Consider the following 22099-nt stretch of genomic DNA (forward strand, 5'->3'; position numbering starts at 1 on the left):
TCTCTCAGCACCTCCCTACAGCTTGATTTCGATGTTCACGTCGGCCGGCAGGTCGAGGCGCATAAGCGAGTCAACAGCCTTCGGCGTGGGATCGATGATGTCGATAAGACGCTTGTGCGTGCGCATTTCAAAGTGCTCGCGGCTGTCCTTGTACTTGTGCGGAGAGCGGATAACGCAGTAAACGTTCTTCTCCGTCGGCAGCGGCACGGGGCCAACTACCGTTGCGCCTGCGCGCGTGACCGTCTCAACGATCTTCCGGGCTGAAACGTCAATGACCTCGTGGTCGTATGACTTCAGCCGGATGCGGATTTTTTGTCCCGCCATGTCGCCTGACTCTCTTTCAGTTAGTGCTGCACCGAGTAGGGCCGCTCTGTTCACTATTCGTGTTGCATGTGGCTGCCGAAGCATTTGAAGTCTGAACTACCACCCGCCGCACAAGCTGAATCCGGAAGAATCCGGGTTCCTCAACCTGCCGACGTAACCGACCCCCGCGGTCGGGCGTGTCGCGCTTAGCACGCATACAAATCCGCAGTTCCATGGGGAGTGGGTTATGTTTGGTCTTCCACTTGGACCCTGACACCCGGCATTATCCGGATCGGGACACGAAGAAGCGCTTGAACAACTCATCTAGTATGCCGGATATTATCCGGAGAAGCGAATCTGCCGCCGGCTCCCCCAACTAAGTGCCAGCAGATGTCGTTACGACGGTTCAGAAGGACACCTGCTGCTACCCAGTTGGGACTCATTGCCTTCGGCAACATCCGAATGGATGATGGGTTAATGACGGTCGAAAATGACGTTTCCATCCAGAATTTGGCTGGCCTCCTGCCACCTTCCTTCACGTTAGGCGTGGCCGCGGCCGCTTTCCAAATCGAAGGAGCGTTGTCCGCGGACGGTCGCGGACCATCAGGCTGGGACGCCTTCGCCGAAAAGCCGGGAGCCATCATCGACGGCCACTCACCGGCCGTGGCATGTGACCATTACAACCGCTCCGCCGAGGACGTTGCCCTGATGCGGGAACTCGGCGTGGACTCGTACCGCTTCTCCCTCTCCTGGCCGCGGATCCAACCGGACGGCCGTGGAACATTCAACGAACAGGGCCTGGACTTCTACGACCGCCTGATCGACCAGTTGCTCGAAGCCGGAATCTCCCCCATGGCCACGCTGTATCACTGGGACACCCCCCTGCCGCTGGAACACAGCGGCGGCTGGATGAACCGGGCCACGGCGGAACGCTTCGCGGAGTACTGCGCCGCCGCGGGGCGCCGCTTCGGCGACCGGGTGGCGCAGTGGGTCACGCTCAACGAACCCGCCTCCGTCGTATTGAACGGCTATGCCCTGGGCACGCACGCCCCGGGCCAGGACCTCCTGTTTGAAGCCTTCCCGGCGGTCCACAACCAACTGCTGGCCCACGGACTGGCCGTCCAGGCACTGCGCGCCGAGAGCGTGCGGGGCGGCATCGGGGTGACCAACCTGCACTCCCCCGTCCGGCCGGCGACACGCAAGCTACGTGACCGGGCCGCGGCTGCGGTGTTCGACATCATGCTGAACCGGATCTACGCCGATCCGATCCTGAATGGCCGCTACCCGGCATCCCTGGTTTTCGCCAAGCCCTGGATGCGGTCCTTCGGCAGGATCCCGGACAAGGACCTTCTGACCATTCACCAGCCGCTCGACTTTTACGGGCTGAACTACTATCAGCCGGTCCAGGTTGCTGCCGGCCAGGGTCCGCACGAAAACCTGGCGGTACCGGCCGAAGCGATGGTCCGGATCCCGGCCCACCAGGTGCCTTTCGCCGAATACGGCACCACCGGATTTGGCTGGCCGGTGGCCCCGGACCACTTGGGCATCCTGCTGCGCGAACTGAAGGACCGCTACCGGGACGCGCTGCCCCCGCTCTACATCACCGAAAGCGGAGCCAGCTTCCCCGAACCCGAGCATGTGACCGGACCGATTGATGACGCACAACGGATCAGCTACCTCGCGGGCCATCTGCACCACGCACTGGAAGCAACAGCCCCTGGCGGCATCGCCGAAGACGTCGACCTTCGTGGCTACTACGTGTGGACCCTGATGGACAATTTCGAATGGGCAGCCGGATATTCACAGCGCTTCGGCCTGGTGCACGTGGATTTTGACACCCTCGAGCGCACCCCCAAGGAATCCTTCTACTGGTACAGGGCGCTTAGCCGGGCCCGGAAACTGCTGGCCGGCTAGGCCCGCTACTGGTAAGCCCGCTACTGGTTCTTGTTGGCGCGGTTTATGCGCTTGGCGCGGTCGATCTCGTGGCGGAAATACTTCCTGGCCCAGAACACTCCGGCGACCACGGCAGCCACGACGACCAGAAAAATTAACCATCCCATGATGTACTCCTCTCCCTGCTAGCAACACTATCAGCGGCCTCCGGCTGCTCCGCTGCTTCCACGGGTAGGCCTCCATCAGCGGCTGATTGTTCGTTGGCGTGTCCGGGCCAGGGGCCGGCCATGACTTGGGGCCCGGCTTCCGGCCCGGGTGCTTCGCCGGGTGCCGGTCCAGACTGGCCGGCCGGCCCACGATTCAGGCGCCAGAGTGCAAAGGCGATAAGTCCCACGGCAATCAGCGCAAGGAGCAGGAACGTGTAGTGCCTCATCGCCCACAGAATGCAGACGGCCACACCGGCCGCACCCCACCAGACAAACAGCCGCTCCCCGACAACCAGCCCGGCCACCAGCAGCAGCGCCAGCAGGACCAGAACCCACAACTGCTGCGCCCCGGAGCCGCTGAAGACGACACCCAGCCCGCCGAGGGACAGCAGACCGGCAGCGACACCCACCAGCAACCGCCCGGCGCGCTGATGGCCGGAGACATACCGCAAGCCGCCGAGGACAGCGCCCAGGGCCACGTACCATTGAGCCACCCAGAACGGATCCGGAAGCCCGCCAAGCGTTCGGCCGGTCAGGCGGCCCGGCGCATCAAAGTCAAAGATGGCGGCGCGCTGGGCCGCTGCCGTCAGAACCAGGGCGCCGACCTCCAAGGCAACCCTCCGCGCCTTGCCGGGGGCCTCCCGGTAGGCGATTCCGACGGCGGCAGCCAGGACGGCTGCCGCGGTCCAGGAGGTGGCATCGTGCCGTACCCCGGCCATGGCCACCAGGACCAGACCGAGGAAAGCGCCTCCCGCAAGCGACCAGCGACGCACCGGATCGCCTGCCGTCCGGGCGGTCTCCACCCGAGCGGCATCCAACCGCCCGGCACCCGAGTCATCCAACCTGCCGGCATCCAAACGGCGGGCATCCAAGGCGTCGGCCCGAATCAGCCGCACAGCATAGAGGGCAACCGACGCCGAGCCGGCGCCTACCAGCCAGGGCAGGAATCCGCCCCAGGCGCCGGTTGCTTTCGGGAGGACCTCCGTTGCGAGAGCAATCGCGCCCCACTGCGTTGCCAACACTGCCAGCGGATGCAGCACGGCCCAGTCTTCGACGTGCGAAGCCGCAAACAGCACCACGGCGAGAACCAGGACCGCAGCTCCCGGCACCCAGCCATCCCCCAGCGACGAGATCAGCAGACCCACGCCAGCGAAGGAGCCCGCGGTGGCCAGCCAGAGCCAGTGCTCGACGCCGCCAGCATCCTGGTTCCGCCGCCGCCGAACGATCCCTGCCGCCACTGCCATCAGCGCGACGGCCAACAACACCGCGGCGGTCCCGGTGTGGCTCAGCACCGCGGCGACGAGGAACGTCCCGCCGAAAGTGATCAGTGGTCCGAGCGCGAGGACGCCGAAGACTGCCGCGTACACCGCGAAGTAAAGGGCACCCCGTGCATTGAACAGCCGGCGGGCCACAGCCGCGGCGACAAGAAGCAAGAGCAGCTCGAACAGCACCACCCAGCGGCCGCCGTCACCATGCTGCCCTGACAGCCCGGCGGAACGTTGCCCCGCGACATACACGAGCGGCAGGATGGTTTGCCCCGCCAGTGTGATCCAGACTGCAGCCTGCTGGAACGGCACCTCGGCCAGCCGTGCCCGCATCATCCACCGGATAACGTGCTGGGCGGCCAGAACAAGGGCGAAGGTCACCGAGACCGCGGTAGCCGAAGCGGTGAGGTCGTAGCTCAGTGCCAGGGCCAGTCCCGCGGTCAGGACCCGTGCTGCAACGAAGTACCAACCTTTCCAGGCACGCTGTGGCTCGGCCACCACCATCAGGGTGGCGTAGACGGCGAAGATGCCCAGGCTCAGCTCCACCGTGAGGAGGCTTCCATGGCTAACGGCCAAGAGAGCGCCGAGGGTGAACGGGGCCAACCAGACCGCCCCTGCCTCACGGCGAAGGAAGTAGCCCGACGCAGCAGCACCCACGGCGGCGAGTACGGCAGCAACGGTGTGCTGCCATTCTGCGGATCCGGCCTGCGCCAAGGTGGCCGCGGCCACCAGCTGAAGGAGGACCACCGCGGCAGCGTCTGCGGCAATCCCGCGCGGAGCACGACGTCGGATGGCCGCCAACAGCGGCAGGCACAGCTGGAGTGCCAGTGCCGTGACGAGGATCGTGGCGGGGCGCACCACCTCGTCCGCGATGACCACGGGGCCGTCGTCACGTTGCAGCTGGTGGAAGGAGGTCAGGACGAGGACCGTTGACGCGGCCCGGGCAAGCCACCAATAGGCCCAGCGGTGCAGACGCAAGGGCAGGCGCATCGCCGTGATCACCAGGTAGGCCACCACCAACACGAGGGCCACGTTGGCGGCAGTCTGTGACACCGCCTGGAATGCGACCGTTACTGCAACCACGGCCATGCCAAGTGGAACGGCTTCCCACATGGATTTGGACCAGTCCTTTTCCACCGCAGGCCGCGGAAGCGTGATCGCCCCGACTGCGATGGCTGCGATGAGCTGGATGAAGAGGGCAGCGGCCGTCAGTGCGTGGTCCGATGAAGGCTCGAGGAACGGCAGCCCCATCAGGACCAACGCTCCGGCGGTGCTCAGGGCCCCCAGCGTCGCCTGTGGTGCAAAGGCCGGCACTCCGGAACGCTGCAGGATGGCCGTGAGGAGTTGCTGGCACACCAGTGCTAGCAACAGTGCGAACGCGAAGGCTTCGTCCCGCTCCGGACCGTGTCCGACCACGGCCGCCACCGTCACGGGCACGGCCAGTGTGAGCGCTACACGGGCGCCCAGGACATGACGTCCGCGGGTTACTCCTGCTGAGAAGGCTGCTCGCGCCGCCCAATATCCCGAGGCGAGGAACAGCATTGCCGCCAGTGGCCACATGCCCATTGGTCCGCTGGCAAGCCCCGCCATGGCAAGGGCGGCTACCGGCGCCCACTCGGTGCGGCCACGCCATCTGGCTGCCAGCACCAGGCCTGTCCCGAGTGCGCATGCCACCGGAATCCACAGCGGCACCGCCAGCTCCGTGTCCGCCAGGGTCCTGCTGACAAAGCCCTGGACAAAACTGGCGATTTCCCGGGCGACCCCGAATGCCACCGTGGCCGCCAACTGCAGCCCAAAAGTGACTAGGGCATCAGTCTGCCAGCGGGTTCCGGCAGCCCCATTGGAAGCACCGGAGCGCGCACCGCTGTCAGCACCGGCGGGGTCCCCTTGGTCAGCCGCCCGGGGAACGTCCGTGCCTTGGCCGGAAATCTTGGTCTCGGCAAATGCCACGGTTAACCGGGCTGAGTAGAAGGCCAGGCCCAGTGCCTGCACGGCAAGCAGGACGCTGACCGTCAGCAAGGCGTCGCTCCCCCGGCCGGTCCAGTTCCAGACCGCCACGGAGGCCGCAACTGTCAGGGCAGCCCGGGCGGCATGGAAGTTGCGGAGCCGCCATGGCCCGGCGACAACGGCCATCAATGCAAAGTAGACCCCGCACAGGGCAATGATCAGCGCGTACTCGGCCTTGGTCAGGTACAGGGGGACGCAGGTTGCGGCGGCGGCCACTGCCGGAACCACATAGGGGTGGAGCACCATCAGTGGCCTGACATAGACGGGCGGCAGCCAACCCGGCCGCGCCAGGGCCAGGACCGTAAGCACTGCCGCAACACCGATCAACGATGCGAAGTACCAGACCAAGGCACCCCCGAGGACGGAGACACCGGAAAACGCCGTGGACGCGAGGAAGGTCAGGGACAGGTATACCAAGACCCGGCTCTCCAGCCGGACGGCCGCAGCGACGTAGGCGACGGTGCCCACTAATGATGTCAACAGCCAGGCTGTGGGGCCGTTCGGCAGCGCAAAGTTGTAGAGCGCCAGGCCGGTCACAGGTACCAGGGCAAGGCCGGTGCCGCTGAAAGCCACCGCCGCCGGCCGGAGCCGCGGCACCCGGGAATGAAGGACAAAGCCCGCGCCGTAGAACAGCGCCGTGACCGTGACGACCCCCGCGAACCGCATCATGGGCGGGAGGCTGGTGCCAATAAACAGTGCAGCTGCGGCCACGAGCAAAAGACTGGCCACGTACAGGGTGATGTTGATGTTCTGCCGGTCACGCTTTTCCCGCCGCATCTGCCGCTCGGCCGGCGACTCCGGGTAGTCCCGGAAGGCCGCGGCCGGGGACTGCGGCGGCAGCGGCGGAGAGCCCTGCGCCAGGGCCGGAGGCCGGACCATCGCCGCCGCCCGCGACTGAGCCGCCCCCGGAGCTGCGACCGGGGCCTGGACGGTTAGCGGAGACGGCGGCACCAACGAAACGGGGACAGCGACGGCGGGAACCGGCGCCGGCGCAGGCACACCGGCGCGTGCCGTCGTCGTGCGTTCCCCTGGAATCGGCCAGGTTGGAATCGGCTCGGTGGGAGCAGTTCCCGGCGGCCGGCGAAGCGCCGCATCCGGCTCGCCTTGCGCCTGGAGTTTGGCCACGGCGTCGATCCACCCTTGGAGATGACCGGCGCGGTAGCCCGCCTCATACGATTCGTCCCTCACGGTGTTACCTCCAGGCAGAACAGGGGTGCACAATTAATCCAGTGATTGGACTAATAATAGCAAACAACAGCCCCGCAGCGTAGATACGCTGCGGGGCTGTTGATAAGTGCCGGCAGACCGTCAAACAGCCTGCTGACACAAGGTCAGCAAGTAATTACTTGATGATCTTGGTAACGCGTCCTGAACCAACGGTGCGGCCGCCTTCGCGGATAGCGAAGCCGAGGCCCTCTTCCATAGCGATGGGCTGGATGAGCGCAACGGTCATCTCAGTGTTGTCGCCAGGCATAACCATTTCCGTGCCTTCCGGCAGGGTGATAACGCCGGTTACGTCCGTTGTACGGAAGTAGAACTGCGGGCGGTAGTTCGAGTAGAACGGGTTGTGACGTCCGCCTTCGTCCTTGGAAAGGATGTAGACGTTGGCCTCGAAGTCGGTGTGCGGGGTGATGGAACCCGGCTTGACGACAACCTGGCCACGCTCTACGTCATCACGCTTCAGACCGCGGAGCAGCAGGCCACAGTTCTCGCCGGCCCATGCTTCGTCGAGCTGCTTGTGGAACATCTCGATACCGGTAACCGTGGTCTTCTGGACCGGGCGGATGCCGACGATCTCGACCTCGGAGTTGATGGCGAGGGTTCCACGCTCGGCGCGGCCCGTAACAACGGTGCCACGGCCGGTGATCGTGAAGACGTCTTCGATCGGCATCAGGAAGGGCTTGTCGCGGTCGCGGATGGGGTCCGGAACGGACTCGTCCACTGCAGCCATCAGGTCCTCAACGGACTTGACCCACTCCGGGTCGCCTTCCAGGGCCTTGAGGCCGGAAACGCGAACAACCGGTGCTTCGTCGCCATCGAAGCCCTGCGAGCTCAGGAGCTCACGAACTTCCATTTCAACGAGGTCCAGCAGTTCCTCATCGTCAACCATGTCGGACTTGTTCAGCGCGACCAGCAGGTAGGGAACGCCAACCTGGCGGGCGAGCAGAACGTGCTCGCGGGTCTGAGCCATCGGGCCGTCAGTGGCGGCAACCACGAGGATTGCACCGTCCATCTGGGCAGCACCGGTGATCATGTTCTTGATGTAGTCAGCGTGACCCGGAGCGTCTACGTGTGCGTAGTGGCGCTTCTCGGTCTGGTACTCAACGTGGGAGATGTTGATGGTAATGCCGCGCTGACGCTCTTCGGGAGCAGAGTCAATGGACGCGAAGTCACGCTTCTCGTTGAGATCCGGGTACTTGTCGTACAGCACCTTGGAAATGGCGGCCGTCAACGTCGTCTTACCGTGGTCAACGTGACCAATGGTGCCGATGTTAACGTGCGGCTTAGTCCGCTCGAACTTTGCCTTTGCCACAGGTTCCTCCTAGAACGTTTTCAAATGGCTTACCCTTCAACCGCGCTTATCGCGGCAGAAACTCAGGTAAGTCTACTTGGGGGGCTTTGGATTGGTGAAATTGCAGATTCAGGAACTAATACTAGTGCCTAGTGCCTGTTCGTGCAGATGGCCGCAACCCGGCTGACCGGATAGCATCCGACCGTGTTCCGGCCATCCGCACCAGGCGTGCTTCCGTCGACCGGAAACGCACCCGAGTTTGTCGCTGTGAAAGTCCGAAGGACTATTCGCCGCGGGTCTTCTGGATGATCTCGTCGGCAACTGCCTTCGGGACCTCGGCGTAGCTGTTGAACGTCATGGAGTACACAGCGCGGCCCTGGGTCTTCGAACGCAGGTCACCGATGTAGCCGAACATGCCGGACAGCGGGACGTGCGCACGGATGACCTTGACACCCTGTGCATCTTCCATGGACTGCATCTGGCCACGGCGTGAGTTGATGTCGCCGATAACTTCACCCATGTATTCCTCAGGGGTGCGGACTTCGACATCCATCAGCGGTTCGAGCAGAACAGGGTTCGCCTTGCGTGCGGCTTCCTTGAAAGCCATACGGCCGGCGATCTTGAACGCCATTTCCGAGGAGTCAACATCGTGGTAAGCGCCGTCAATCAGCGTTGCCTTGATGCCAACAACCGGGTAACCGGCCAGGACACCGTCGTTCAGCGCATCCTGGATACCCGCGTCAACGGACGGGATGTATTCGCGCGGAACGCGGCCACCGGTGACCTTGTTCTCGAACGCGTACAGCTCGCCCTCGGACGTGTCCATCGGCTCGATCGCGATCTGGATCTTCGCGAACTGACCCGAACCACCGGTCTGCTTCTTGTGCGTGTAGTCGTGACGCTCTACAGCGCGCTTGATGGTTTCGCGGTAAGCAACCTGCGGCTTGCCGACGTTGGCTTCGACCTTGAACTCGCGGCGCATGCGGTCCACCAGGATGTCCAGGTGGAGCTCGCCCATGCCGGCGATGATGGTCTGGCCGGTGTCTTCGTTGAGGGAGACCTGGAAGGTCGGGTCCTCAGCGGAGAGCTTCTGGATGGCCGTGGAGAGCTTCTCCTGGTCACCCTTGGTGTTCGGCTCGATGGCAACAGAGATCACGGGCTCCGGGAAGCTCATGGACTCGAGAACGATCTGGTTGGCGGAGTCACACAAGGTGTCACCGGTGGTGGTGTCCTTCAGACCGATCGCTGCGTAGATGTGGCCGGCGGTAGCGCCCTCAACGGGCATTTCCTTGTTGGCGTGCATCTGGAACAGCTTGCCGATGCGCTCCTTCTTGCCCTTGGTGGAGTTGACCACCTGCGCGCCTGCTTCCACGTGACCGGAGTACACGCGGATGAAGGTGAGCTGGCCGAAGAAGGGGTGTGCAGCAATCTTGAACGCCAGGGCCGAGAACGGCTCGTCGGCGGACGGCTTGCGGGTCAGTTCCTTCTCTTCGTCGCGGGGATCGTGACCGACCATCGGCGGGACGTCGAGCGGGTTCGGCAGGTAGTCGACAACTGCATCGAGCATCGGCTGAACGCCACGGTTCTTGAACGCGGAACCGCAGAAGATCGGGTAGAGCTCGGAGTTGATGGTCATCTTGCGGATGCCGGCCTTGAGCTCGTCGATCGAAATCTCTTCGCCCTCGAGGTACTTCTCCATGAGCTCTTCAGAGGACTCTGCAACCGTCTCAACGAGGGCTGCGCGGTACTCTTCGGCCTTTTCCTTGAGGTCAGCCGGGATCTCGTGGATCTCGTACTTCGCACCCATGGTGACGTCACCCTTGGAGTCGCCGGGCCACACCAGTGCACGCATGTACAGCAGGTCAACGACGCCGACGAAGTCGTTCTCGGCACCGATCGGCAGCTGCATGACCAGCGGCTTGGCACCGAGGCGGCTGATGATGGTGTCGACGGTGAAGTAGAAGTCAGCGCCCAGCTTGTCCATCTTGTTGACGAAGCAGATACGCGGAACGTTGTACTTGTCAGCCTGGCGCCAGACGGTCTCGGACTGCGGTTCAACGCCTTCCTTACCATCGAAGACGGCGACAGCGCCATCGAGGACGCGCAGTGAGCGCTCTACCTCAACGGTGAAGTCAACGTGGCCCGGGGTGTCGATGATGTTGATCTGGTTGTTTTCCCAGAAGCAGGTCACGGCGGCAGACGTGATGGTGATGCCGCGTTCCTTTTCCTGTTCCATCCAGTCAGTGGTCGAAGCGCCGTCGTGCGTTTCGCCAATCTTGTGGTTCACACCCGTGTAAAACAGGATGCGCTCGGTGGTGGTGGTCTTGCCGGCATCAATGTGGGCCATGATGCCGATGTTGCGGACCTTACTAAGGTCGGTAAGCACGTCCTGTGCCACGGTGTCTCCCTTTCGGATGGACTACACGTTCGCCGCCGGCTCAGGTGAGCCGGCGGCGTCCGGGAAGTATTACCAGCGGTAGTGTGCGAAGGCCTTGTTGGACTCGGCCATCTTGTGGGTGTCTTCGCGACGCTTCACAGCGGCACCGAGACCATTGGAGGCATCCAGGATTTCGTTCTGGAGGCGCTCGGTCATGGTCTTCTCCCGGCGGGCCTTGGAGTAGCCAACCAGCCAGCGCAGTGCGAGGGCGGTGGAGCGACCCGGCTTGACCTCAACCGGAACCTGGTAGGTGGCGCCGCCAACGCGGCGTGAGCGGACCTCGAGGGAAGGCTTGACGTTCTCCATGGCCTTCTTGAGGGCTGCCACGGGGTCGCCGCCGGACTTGGCGCGGGCGCCTTCGAGGGCACCGTAAACGATGCGCTCTGCGGTGGACTTCTTGCCGTCAACCAGCACCTTGTTGATCAGCTGAGTGACCAGCGGGGAGCCGTAAACGGGATCTAGTACGAGCGGCCGCTTCGGGGCCGGACCCTTGCGAGGCATATTACTTCTTCTCCATCTTTGCGCCGTAGCGGCTGCGCGCCTGCTTGCGGTTCTTCACGCCCTGGGTATCGAGGGCGCCACGGACGATCTTGTAGCGGACACCCGGAAGGTCCTTAACACGACCACCGCGAACGAGCACAATGGAGTGCTCCTGCAGGTTGTGGCCTACACCGGGGATGTAAGCGGTAACTTCAACGCCACCGTTGAGGCGCACACGTGCGACCTTACGCAGAGCCGAGTTCGGCTTCTTGGGGGTGGTGGTGTAAACGCGGGTGCAAACACCGCGGCGCATCGGGCTGCCGTTCAAGGCAGGAGCCTTGGTCTTTTTGACCTTAGGCGTGCGGCCCTTGCGGACCAGCTGGTTAATCGTAGGCACTCTCGTGTTCTCCGTTGGTTTGATCTCTACCGGCACATTCGGGCGTCAGCCGTCACTGCACCGGTTTTGGCGTTGTCCCTGCAGCCCTGGCGTCTCGAACCTTACCTAGGCGTGCAAAAGAGTGGCATTCGTTGCGCACCTAGCCCGCAACCCGGAAACAAGCTCACACCCAGCATCATGAGAACAAAACCAAAATGAATGCTGCGGCGGCCTTCATCCACTGCCACACAGAACAATTACCAAAATTCTAGCACGGCTTGATCCTGAGCCTTAATCGGGTGTATACGAAAGGCCCCGCCTCCCTCTGCCATTGAAGCAGAGGGAGACGGGGCCTTTCAGTAACGGCTACCGGAAGTCGTTGCCGAGATCGTAGTCATCCAGCGGGATGGCGTGGAACTCAGGAGCTCCGTCGCCGCCCAGGGAATCGTACGAGAAGTCACTGAATGCGCTGGGGCCGGTGAACAGGTTGGCCTTCGCTTCCTCAGTGGGCTCCACTGTGACCTCGGTGTAGCGCGGGAGACCCGTGCCGGCCGGGATCAGCTTACCGATGATGACGTTTTCCTTGAGGCCGAGCAGCGGATCGCTCTTGCCTTCCATGGCCGCCTGCGTCAGGACGCGGGTGGTCTCCTGGAAGGAAGCTGCGGACAGCCAGGACTCGGTGGCCAGGGACGCCTTGGTGATGCCCATAAGCTCGGGACGTCCGGAAGCCGGAGCCTTGCCCTCGGACACAACGCGGCGGTTGGCCTCCTCGAAGCGGCTGCGCTCGGCGAGCTCGCCGGGCAGCAGATCGGATTCGCCGGACTCGATAACCGTGACGCGGCGCAGCATCTGGCGAACGATAACCTCGACGTGCTTGTCGTGGATACCGATGCCCTGGCTGCGGTACACGCCCTGGACCTCGTCCACCAGGAACTTCTGCGCGGCACGGGGACCCATGATGCGCAGAACCTGCTTGGGATCCACCGGACCGTTGATGAGCTTCTGGCCAACCGTGACGTGCTCGCCATCCTCAATGAGGAGGCGGGAACGGCGCAGTACCGGGTAGGCGATCTCTTCAGATCCGTCATCCGGGGTGATGACCAGGCGCATCTGGCGCTCGGACTCTTCGATGGCGATGCGGCCGGCTGCTTCAGCAATCGGTGCGACACCCTTCGGAGTACGGGCTTCGAAGAGCTCCTGGATACGGGGCAGACCCTGGGTGATGTCGTCGCCGCCGCCGGCGGAAACAGCACCACCGGTGTGGAACGTACGCATGGTCAACTGCGTGCCGGGCTCACCGATCGACTGTGCCGCGATGATGCCAACGGCCTCACCGATGTCCACGGTCTTGCCGGTGGCCAGGGAACGGCCGTAGCACAGGGCGCAGGTGCCGACGCTGGACTCACAGGTGAGTACGGAGCGGACCTTGACCTCGGTGATTCCGGCTGCGAACAGCTCAGCAATTACGACGTCGCCGCAGTCGGTGCCGGCAGCGGCCAGCACGTTGCCCTTGGAATCGACGACGTCGACAGCCAGGGTGCGTGCGTAGGCGCTGTTCTCGACGTTCTCGTCCAGAACCAGCTCGCCATTGGAATCGGCGACGGCGATGGGCGTGACCAGGCCACGCTCGGTGCCGCAGTCCTCTTCACGGACGATGACGTCCTGCGAAACGTCCACCAGGCGACGGGTCAGGTAACCCGAGTTGGCGGTACGCAGTGCGGTATCAGCCAGACCCTTACGGGCACCGTGCGTGGCGATGAAGTATTCCAGCACCGACAGGCCCTCGCGGTAGGAGGACTTGATGGGGCGCGGAATGATCTCACCCTTAGGGTTGGCCACCAGGCCACGGATACCCGCGATCTGACGGACCTGCATCCAGTTACCACGTGCACCGGAGGACACCATGCGGTTGATGGTGTTCATCGGGGACAGGCTGTCGCGCATCGCCTGGGCGATTTCGTTCGTTGCCTTGTTCCAGATCTCGATCAGTTCCTGGCGACGCTCGTCGTCGTCGATCAGGCCCTTGTCGTACTGGCCCTGGATCTTGGCAGCCATGGTTTCGTAGCCGGCAAGGATCTGCGGCTTGTCCTTGGGTACCTCGATGTCCGAGATGGCGACGGTGACGCCGGACCGGGTGGCCCAGTAGAAACCGGCATCCTTGAGGTTATCCAGCGTTGCCGCCGTGACCACCTTCGGGTAGCGCTCGGCGAGGTCGTTGACGATCGTGGACAGTTCGCCCTTGTCAGCAACGTTCTCAACCCAGGGGTAGTCCGCGGGCAGGGTCTGGTTGAACACAACCTGGCCCAGGGAGGTCTGGACGAGCACCGGCTGGCCGGGCTCCCAGCCTTCCGGCGCTTCCCAACCTGCGTAAGGAACGAAGCCTTCAAGACGGATCTTGACCTGCGAGTTCAGGTGCAGTTCGCGGAGGTCGTGGGCCATGATGGCCTCGGCAACCGAGGAGAAGACACGGCCTTCGCCAGCTGAACCGACACGCTTGGTGGTCAGGTGGTAGAGGCCGATGATCATATCCTGCGACGGCAGGGTAACCGGGCGGCCGTCCGAGGGCTTCAGGATGTTGTTCGAGGACAGCATCAGGATGCGTGCCTCAGCCTGGGCTTCCGGGCTCAGCGGCAGGTGGACTGCCATCTGGTCGCCGTCGAAGTCAGCGTTGAAGGCGCCACAGACCAGCGGGTGGAGCTGGATTGCCTTGCCTTCAACAAGCTGGGGTTCGAACGCCTGGATGCCGAGGCGGTGCAGGGTAGGTGCACGGTTGAGCAGCACCGGGTGTTCGGTGATGATCTCTTCCAGCACGTCCCAGACCTGCGGACGGTAACGCTCAACCATGCGCTTGGCCGACTTGATGTTCTGGGCGTGGTTGAGGTCAACCAGGCGCTTCATCACGAACGGCTTGAATAGCTCCAGAGCCATCTGCTTGGGCAGGCCGCACTGGTGCAGCTTCAGCTGCGGGCCGACCACGATGACCGAACGGCCGGAGTAGTCAACACGCTTGCCAAGGAGGTTCTGGCGGAAACGGCCCTGCTTGCCCTTGAGCATGTCGCTCAGGGACTTCAGCGGACGGTTGCCCGGTCCGGTGACCGGACGGCCGCGGCGGCCGTTGTCGAAGAGGCTGTCAACAGCTTCCTGAAGCATGCGCTTCTCGTTGTTGACGATGATCTCCGGCGCGCCGAGGTCAAGCAGGCGCTTGAGGCGGTTGTTGCGGTTGATCACGCGGCGGTAGAGGTCGTTGAGGTCGGAGGTCGCGAAGCGGCCACCGTCCAGCTGGACCATCGGGCGCAGTTCCGGCGGGATCACCGGGACGGCGTCCAGCACCATGCCGAGCGGGCTGTTGTTGGTGGTCAGGAACGCGTTGACCACCTTCAGGCGCTTCAGGGCGCGGGTCTTGCGCTGGCCCTTGCCGTTGGCGATGATGTCGCGCAGCAGGTCCGACTCGGCCTGCATGTCGAAGTTCTCAAGACGCTTCTTGATGGCTTCGGCACCCATGGAGCCTTCGAAGTACATGCCGTAGCGGTCGCGCAGTTCGCGGTACAGGCCTTCGTCACCTTCGAGGTCAGCGACCTTGAGGTTCTTGAAGCGGTCCCAGACCTGCTCGAGGCGCTCGATTTCGGCGTCGGCACGCTTACGCACGTTCGCCATCTGGCGGTCGGCGGAGTCGCGGGCCTTCTTCTTGTCGGCAGCCTTGGCACCTTCACCTTCGAGGCGCGCGATCTCGTTTTCGAGGTCACGGGCGATCGTGGCGATGTCGGAGTCGCGGTTGTCGATCAGCTGCTTCTTCTCGATGTCGTGCTCAACCTGGAGGTTGGGCAGTTCCTCGTGACGGGCGTCAGCGTCAACGCTGGTGATCATGTAGGCAGCGAAGTAGATGACCTTTTCGAGGTCCTTCGGCGCCAGGTCAAGGAGGTAGCCCAAGCGGGACGGAACACCCTTGAAGTACCAGATGTGCGTGACCGGGGCGGCCAGCTCGATGTGGCCCATGCGCTCACGGCGGACCTTGGCGCGGGTAACTTCAACGCCACACCGCTCGCAGATGATGCCCTTGAAGCGCACGCGCTTGTACTTGCCGCAGTAGCATTCCCAGTCGCGGGACGGGCCGAAGATCTTCTCGCAGAAGAGGCCGTCCTTCTCAGGCTTGAGCGTGCGGTAGTTAATGGTTTCCGGCTTCTTAACCTCGCCGTAAGACCAGCCACGGATGTCATCCGCGGTGGCGAGGCCGATCTGCATGAGGCCGAAGGAGGATTCGCTGGACATATGGTCCCTGTTCTCTCTTGTTCTCTAAATTCTGAAGTCTTGGGTTGCGGGAGGAGGGAGGTGGCTTACCGGGAATAGTCACTGCGGCGGTGCCGCCTGCCATTCCCGGTAAACCCCCTGCTAGACCTCTTCTACGGAACTGGGCTCTGCACGAGACAGATCAATGCCCAGTTCTTCCGCAGCCGTGAAGACTGCGTCATCAGAGTCACGCATTTCAATCGTGGTTCCGTCCGTGGAAAGCACTTCCACGTTCAGGCACAGCGACTGCATTTCCTTGATCAAGACCTTGAAGGACTCAGGAACGCCCGGTTCGGGGATGTTCTCGCCCTTGACGATGGCTTCGTAGACCTTCACACGACCGTGGATATCATCCGACTTGATCGTGAGGAGCTCCTGGAGCGTGTACGCGGCGCCGTAAGCTTCGAGCGCCCACACTTCCATTTCACCGAAGCGCTGGCCACCGAACTGTGCCTTACCACCCAGCGGCTGCTGCGTGATCATGGAGTACGGGCCGGTGGAGCGGGCGTGGATCTTGTCGTCCACCAGGTGGTGGAGCTTCAGGATGTACATGTAGCCCACGGCGATCGGATCCGGGAACGGCTCGCCGGAGCGGCCATCGAACAGGCGGGTCTTGCCTGAGGAGTTGATCAGGCGGTCGCCGTCGCGCGTCACGTTGGTGGAGTCCAGCAGACCGGTGATTTCCTCTTCACGGGCGCCGTCGAACACCGGCGTTGCAACAGTGGTCTGGCCACTCTCGCGCGGCAGGTTCGGCAGCTGCTTGACCCACTCGGGCTCGCCTTCGATCTTCCAACCGGTCTTCGCAACCCAGCCGAGGTGCGTTTCGAGCACCTGGCCCACGTTCATACGGCCCGGAACACCCAGCGGGTTCAGGATGATATCAACGGGGGTACCGTCGGCAAGGAAGGGCATGTCCTCGATCGGAAGGATCTTGGAGATAACACCCTTGTTGCCGTGACGGCCGGCGAGCTTGTCGCCGTCGGTGATCTTGCGCTTGGCGGCCACGTAGACGCGGACCAGCTGGTTCACGCCCGGGGGCAGTTCGTCGTCGTTGTCGCGGTCGAAGACGCGGACACCGATGACGGTGCCGGACTCGCCGTGCGGAACCTTCAGGGACGTGTCACGCACTTCGCGGGACTTCTCACCGAAGATGGCGCGCAGCAGGCGCTCTTCCGGGGTCAGCTCGGTTTCACCCTTCGGGGTGACCTTTCCGACCAGGATGTCGCCGGCTTCAACCTCGGCACCGATGTGGATGATGCCGCGCTCGTCCAGGCCTGCCAGGACTTCCTCGGACACATTGGGGATGTCACGGGTGATTTCCTCGGCACCAAGCTTGGTGTCGCGGGCATCGATCTCGTGCTCTTCGATGTGGATGGAGGAAAGGACGTCCTCGGCAACAATGCGCTGCGAGAGGATGATGGCGTCCTCGAAGTTGTGGCCTTCCCATGACATGAATGCCACGAGCAGGTTCTTACCGAGGGCGAGCTCGCCCTGGTCCGTTGCCGGGCCGTCGGCGATGATGCCGCCAACTTCCAGGCGCTGGCCTTCGTTGACCAGGACGCGGTTGTTGTAGCAGTTGCCCTGGTTGGAGCGTGCGAACTTGTTGATGCGGTAGTTGGTTTCCGTACCGTCGTCGTTGAGCATGATGACCAGCTCAGCGGAGACCTCGGTGACCACACCGGCCTTCTTGGCGATGGTGACGTCACCGGCGTCGACAGCGGCTGCACGCTCCATGCCGGTGCCCACGAAAGGGGCCTCGGAACGGACCAGCGGCACGGCCTGGCGCTGCATGTTGGCACCCATGAGTGCGCGGTTTGCATCGTCATGCTCGAGGAACGGGATCAGGGCCGTAGCCACGGACACCATCTGGCGCGGGGAAACGTCCATGAACTCGACGTCGGCGGCGGGAACGAGCACGGGCTCGCCTCCACCACCACGGGCGCGGACCAGGACGGTCTCTTCGGCGAACTTCTTGTTCTCGTCCAGCGGAGCGTTGGCCTGTGCGATCAGGACCTCAGCTTCGTCGTCGGCCGTCAGGTACTGGACCTCATCGGAGACAACGCCCTCGGACACGAGACGGTAAGGAGTCTCGATGAAGCCGAACGGGTTGATGCGGCCGTAGGATGCCAGCGAACCGATCAGACCAATGTTCGGGCCTTCGGGGGTTTCGATGGGGCACATACGTCCGTAGTGGGACGGGTGAACGTCTCGAACTTCCATGCCTGCACGGTCACGGGACAGACCACCCGGGCCAAGCGCGGACAGACGGCGCTTGTGGGTCAGACCCGAAAGCGGGTTGTTCTGGTCCATGAACTGCGACAGCTGGGAGGTTCCGAAGAACTCCTTGATCGCTGCAACAACGGGGCGGATGTTGATCAGGGTCTGCGGCGTGATCGCTTCGACGTCCTGGGTGGTCATCCGCTCGCGGACAACGCGCTCCATACGGGACAGGCCGGTGCGGACCTGGTTCTCGATGAGCTCGCCGACGGCGCGAATGCGGCGGTTGCCGAAGTGGTCGATGTCATCGATCTCGACGCGCAGCTCGTGGTCCTGGCCGTCGCGCTTGCCCGTGAGGGTCTTCTCGCCGGCGTGCAGGGCAACCAGGAACTTGATCATGGCCACGATGTCTTCAACGTGCAGGACCGAAGCTTCCTTGTCGCCAAGGGAGCGGTCGATGCCCAGCTTGCGGTTGATCTTGTAACGGCCAACCTTGGCCAGATCGTAGCGCTTGGAGTTGAAGTACAGGTTGTCCAGCAGGGACTGGGCAGCCTCGACTGTGGGCGGCTCGCCCGGTCGCAGCTTCCGGTAGATGTCCAGCAAAGCGTCTTCGCGGGTTTCGGTGGCGTCCTTCTCCAGCGTTGCACGCATGGAGTCGTACTGGCCGAACTCTTCGAGGATCTGGCCTTCGGTCCAGCCGAGGGCCTTCAGCAGAACGGTGACCGACTGCTTGCGCTTGCGGTCGAGGCGAACGCCGACCTGGTCGCGCTTGTCGATTTCCAGTTCGAACCATGCACCGCGGGACGGGATGATCTTGGCGGTGAAGATGTCCTTGTCGCTGGTCTTGTCAGCGGTGCGCTCAAAGTAGGCGCCCGGGGAACGGACCAGCTGGGAGACGACCACACGCTCGGTGCCGTTGACGACGAAGGTGCCCTTCTCGGTCATCAGCGGGAAGTCGCCCATGAACACGGTCTGCTGCTTGATTTCGCCCGTGTTGTTGTTCATGAACTCGGCCTTGACGTACAGCGGAGCCGAGTAAGTCGCGTCCCGGTCCTTGCACTCGGCCATGGTGTACTTGGGATCAGCGAACTCCGGATCGGAGAAGCTCAGGGACATGGTGCCCTGGAAGTCCTCGATCGGGGAGATCTCTTCGAAGATGTCCGACAGTCCGGACGTGGTGGCGACGCTGAGGTCGTTTTCTTCAACGGCCTTCGCTACGCGTGCCTGCCAGCGTTCGTTTCCGACCAGCCAGTCGAAGCTGTCCGTCTGGAGGGCAAGCAGATTCGGAACGTCAAGCGGTTCGTGAATCTTTGCGAATGAGAGCCGGCGAGTGGCACCATCAGTGCTGTCGGCGGTGTTAGCGGTTTGGTTATTAGAGGTGCTCGAGGCGACCAAGAGGGATCCTTCCACAGACCTTCAGGCGTTTTCAGATCTCCCCCGCTGTGCACCCTGCGAAATGACTTCGCAGTGCTACCATCCGGTTCCGCTATATGACCCGGGGCCGGGGCCGACCATACAATGACGTTGTTGACGGCACGTTGATGGTCAGCTGCCAGGCAAAGCCCACCGCTATATGAAGGCTGAAGGTAAACAGGGAAGACGCAAATATCTACGATACGGCAAAACCCATTACGTGTCTACCCCACAACCGCACGTTTTGCAAGCACCGATTTTTCGGCAGGTATCAGGCACCCTAATCCGGCATCAGAGCGTCAGCGTCACGCCCTCGGCCGTGCAGGCGCCGGCGTTCGCAAAGACGGCGTCGCGCACGGCATCCCTGGTGGCCTGATCCGGCTGGCCGCCCTTCTCGACGACGGCAGAGTGGCTGATGGTCAGGGCGCTCAGCGACGAAAACAGTCCCCTGAGGTTTCCCGTGTACGCGTCCTTGGCTTTCCACGCCTTCGCGTAGATCTCCTCGTAGGCGTTGGACGTGGGCTCGCTGGCCCGGTACTCGGCGAAGAGCGAATTGAACAGTTCGCAGGCTTCCTTCACCTCTCCGGCCTGGGCAGCGGAGGTGCCGGTGGAGCGCGACGGCGATGCCTGCGAGGGTGCGGCGCTGGACGTCGCCGGTGGAGTCGTCGAAGTGGCCTCGTTCGGCGCAGGCGTGGTGACGCTGCAGGCCGCGAGTCCGGCGACGCAGGCGGCGGCCGCCGCCGCGGAGAGGATGTTCTTCAAAATTTCGGCTCCCTGTTTTTGCGTTGCGGTGAGGCTTTGCGTTCGCCGTCCACCCTACGCACCGCGCCGGGACGGTGCACATCGGGGCGATGGGTAGTTCTCCCCTGCCCTGACGCCAACCGGACGGAATCCCGGGAACCGGTTCAGCGTTGGATTAACGTGTGAGGAGCCTCACGATAGCCTTGGCTTACACGTTACAGAGCGGAAGAGATCACAATGGGCAACTCCATGAACAACACCGACGTTGTCATCCTGGCGGCATCGCGGACCCCGCAAGGCCGCCTCAACGGGCAACTGGCGAGCTTCACCGCCGTCGAACTCGGTGCGCACGCCATCAAGGCCGCGCTCACCGCGAGCGGCGTGGACGCCGGCAAAGTGGACGCGGTCATCATGGGCCAGGTCCTGCAGGCCGGCGCGGGACAGAACCCGGCACGGCAGAGCGCCATTGGCGCAGGCATCGGCTGGAACGTCCCCGCTGTTACCATCAACAAGGTGTGCCTGTCCGGCCTGACGGCCGTGATCGACGCCGCCCGCATGATCCGCAGCGGTGACGCCACCGTGGTGGTGGCCGGCGGGCAGGAGTCGATGACCCGCGCACCGCACTTGCTGCCCGGTTCCCGTCAGGGCTGGAGCTACGGTGCCATCCAGGCTTTGGATGTTGCCGCCCACGACGGCCTCACGGACGCCTTCGACGGCCAGTCCATGGGCTTGTCCACCGAAACCCGGAACCTGACCCTGGGGATCGGCCGGACAGCCCAGGACAACGTGGCCGCCCAGTCGCACCAGCGTGCCGCGCTGGCGGCCAAGGACGGAATTTTCGACGACGAGATCGCCCCCATCAGCGTCAAGCAGCGGAAGGGCGATCCCCTGGTGGTTGCCGCCGACGAAGGTGTCCGCCCCAACACGTCGATCGAGACCCTCGCCGGCCTCCGGGCTGCCTTCGTCACGGACGGGACCATCACCGCCGGAAACTCTTCGCCGCTCTCCGACGGCGCCGCCGCACTGGTGCTGGCCTCCCGCCAGTTCGCCGAGGACAACAACCTGGAATACCTCGCTGTGGTGGGCAAGCCGGGCCAGGTCGCCGGCCCGGACAACTCCCTGCATTCCCAGCCGTCGAACGCCATCAGGAACGCCTTGGGGCGGGCGGGGTGGAGCACCAAGGACCTCGACTTCATCGAAATCAACGAGGCTTTTGGTTCGGTGGCGGTGCAGTCCCTGAAGGACCTGGACTATCCCCTGGAGCAGTGCAACATCCACGGCGGTGCCATTGCCCTGGGCCACCCCATCGGGGCCTCCGGCGCCAGGCTCGCCCTGCATGCAGCCCATGAACTCAAGCGCCGGGGCAGCGGCAAGGCCGCGGTCTCCCTCTGTGGCGGCGGCGGCCAGGGCGAAGCCCTCCTGCTGTACCGCGACTGAGGTGGGGCGCACCTAATGGCGGGGCACCCCGAAAACGGAAGCGCCGCCGTCGGACGTCAGCGTTTCCTTGCTGACGCCGCGGCGCGCGGTCTGGACGTCCAGGTTGTGGAGCGGTTTGCCGCGCGCAGCCTGGAGGAGGCGGCCGGAATCCTGGGCATCACGCCGGCGGACATCGTGAAATCGCTGGTGGTCAAGCACAAGGACGGCACGTTCCTGTTTGCGCTGATTCCGGGCGACCGGCAGATCTCCTGGCCCAAGCTGCGTGCGCTGGTGGGCGTGAACAAGCTGTCGCTCCCGCCGGCCGACGTTGCCCTTGATGCAACGGGGTACGAGCGCGGCACCATCACCCCGCTCGGGAGCACCACGGCCTGGCCGGTATATGCGGACGCCACCATCACGGGCCGGCGGATTTCGATGGGCGCCGGTGAGCACGGCTACAGCGCCTTTGTTGAAGCGGACGAGCTCACCTCGGCCCTCGGCGCGGTGGTCGCCGATATCTCCGAGCCGGCCTAAGCCCGGACGCAGAAA

The 22099-nt window shown here is 63.7% G+C and carries 13 protein-coding genes; 3 read left to right on the plus strand and 10 right to left on the minus strand.

The window, feature by feature from the left end:
• Positions 1–15: 15 nt before the first annotated feature.
• Positions 16–324: a 30S ribosomal protein S10 gene (gene rpsJ, locus NQJ30_RS01995; RefSeq protein WP_003803825.1), complete on the minus strand. Its 309-nt coding sequence runs from the start codon at positions 322–324 to the stop codon at positions 16–18.
• Between the two features lie 456 nt (positions 325–780).
• On the opposite strand from rpsJ, the gene NQJ30_RS02000 reads away from it, so the two are divergent.
• Positions 781–2217: a GH1 family beta-glucosidase gene (locus NQJ30_RS02000; protein WP_255768048.1), complete on the plus strand. Its 1437-nt coding sequence runs from the start codon at positions 781–783 to the stop codon at positions 2215–2217.
• A gap of 20 nt (positions 2218–2237) precedes the next feature.
• Here the strand turns inward: NQJ30_RS02000 and NQJ30_RS02005 are convergent, their stop codons facing one another.
• The 9 genes from NQJ30_RS02005 to NQJ30_RS02045 all read right to left on the minus strand — a co-directional run bounded on the left by NQJ30_RS02005 (position 2238) and on the right by NQJ30_RS02045 (position 20155).
• On the minus strand, positions 2238–2363 hold the full coding sequence (locus NQJ30_RS02005) for a hypothetical protein (RefSeq protein ID WP_255768049.1): 126 nt from the start codon (positions 2361–2363) through the stop codon (positions 2238–2240).
• The gene (locus NQJ30_RS02010) at positions 2351–6862 is read right to left on the minus strand and encodes a hypothetical protein (protein WP_255768050.1); all 4512 of its coding nucleotides are present in this window, start codon (positions 6860–6862) and stop codon (positions 2351–2353) included. Before NQJ30_RS02010 ends, NQJ30_RS02005 begins: the two co-directional genes overlap by 13 nt.
• A gap of 154 nt (positions 6863–7016) precedes the next feature.
• Entirely contained in the window at positions 7017–8207 is a 1191-nt protein-coding gene (gene tuf, locus NQJ30_RS02015) for an elongation factor Tu (RefSeq protein WP_255768051.1), read from the minus strand.
• 262 nt (positions 8208–8469) lie between these two features.
• Positions 8470–10584: an elongation factor G gene (fusA, locus tag NQJ30_RS02020; protein ID WP_255768052.1), complete on the minus strand. Its 2115-nt coding sequence runs from the start codon at positions 10582–10584 to the stop codon at positions 8470–8472.
• A gap of 69 nt (positions 10585–10653) precedes the next feature.
• Positions 10654–11124 carry a 30S ribosomal protein S7 gene (rpsG, locus tag NQJ30_RS02025; RefSeq protein WP_011692813.1) on the minus strand — a complete coding sequence of 157 codons (471 nt, stop codon included), beginning with the start codon at positions 11122–11124 and terminating at the stop codon, positions 10654–10656.
• Position 11125: 1 nt separating this feature from the next.
• Complete coding sequence (gene rpsL, locus NQJ30_RS02030; protein ID WP_011692814.1) at positions 11126–11500, minus strand: 30S ribosomal protein S12; 375 nt, start codon at positions 11498–11500, stop codon at positions 11126–11128.
• 345 nt (positions 11501–11845) lie between these two features.
• Positions 11846–15745 (minus strand): DNA-directed RNA polymerase subunit beta', encoded by a 3900-nt coding sequence (locus NQJ30_RS02035; protein ID WP_255768053.1) that lies wholly within the window; start codon positions 15743–15745, stop codon positions 11846–11848.
• 120 nt (positions 15746–15865) lie between these two features.
• A complete protein-coding gene (gene rpoB / locus NQJ30_RS02040) occupies positions 15866–19375 on the minus strand; it encodes a DNA-directed RNA polymerase subunit beta (protein WP_255768054.1) in 3510 nt (1169 codons plus the stop codon).
• Between the two features lie 309 nt (positions 19376–19684).
• On the minus strand, positions 19685–20155 hold the full coding sequence (locus NQJ30_RS02045; protein ID WP_255768055.1) for a hypothetical protein: 471 nt from the start codon (positions 20153–20155) through the stop codon (positions 19685–19687).
• Positions 20156–20371: 216 nt separating this feature from the next.
• On the opposite strand from NQJ30_RS02045, the gene NQJ30_RS02050 reads away from it, so the two are divergent.
• Both NQJ30_RS02050 and NQJ30_RS02055 read left to right on the plus strand, forming a co-directional pair.
• Complete coding sequence (locus NQJ30_RS02050; RefSeq protein WP_255768056.1) at positions 20372–21571, plus strand: acetyl-CoA C-acetyltransferase; 1200 nt, start codon at positions 20372–20374, stop codon at positions 21569–21571.
• A 15-nt stretch (positions 21572–21586) separates the two neighbouring features.
• Positions 21587–22084 (plus strand): aminoacyl-tRNA deacylase, encoded by a 498-nt coding sequence (locus tag NQJ30_RS02055; protein WP_255768057.1) that lies wholly within the window; start codon positions 21587–21589, stop codon positions 22082–22084.
• The last annotated feature ends 15 nt before the right edge of the window (positions 22085–22099 follow it).

Origin of the sequence: Pseudarthrobacter sulfonivorans, from assembly GCF_024391045.1 — a bacterium.
Taxonomy (GTDB): Bacteria; Actinomycetota; Actinomycetes; order Actinomycetales; family Micrococcaceae; genus Arthrobacter; species Arthrobacter sulfonivorans_B.

Excerpts from the sequence above, each read along its gene's own strand:
- rpsJ (WP_003803825.1), bottom strand. The coding sequence starts at position 324 with ATGGCGGGACAAAAAATCCGCATCCGGCTGAAGTCATACGACCACGAG.
- NQJ30_RS02000 (WP_255768048.1), top strand. The coding sequence starts at position 781 with ATGACGGTCGAAAATGACGTTTCCATCCAGAATTTGGCTGGCCTCCTG.
- NQJ30_RS02005 (WP_255768049.1), bottom strand. The coding sequence starts at position 2,363 with ATGGGATGGTTAATTTTTCTGGTCGTCGTGGCTGCCGTGGTCGCCGGA.
- rpsG (WP_011692813.1), bottom strand. The coding sequence starts at position 11,124 with ATGCCTCGCAAGGGTCCGGCCCCGAAGCGGCCGCTCGTACTAGATCCC.
- NQJ30_RS02035 (WP_255768053.1), bottom strand. The coding sequence starts at position 15,745 with ATGTCCAGCGAATCCTCCTTCGGCCTCATGCAGATCGGCCTCGCCACC.
- NQJ30_RS02050 (WP_255768056.1), top strand. The coding sequence starts at position 20,372 with ATGGGCAACTCCATGAACAACACCGACGTTGTCATCCTGGCGGCATCG.
- NQJ30_RS02055 (WP_255768057.1), top strand. The coding sequence starts at position 21,587 with ATGGCGGGGCACCCCGAAAACGGAAGCGCCGCCGTCGGACGTCAGCGT.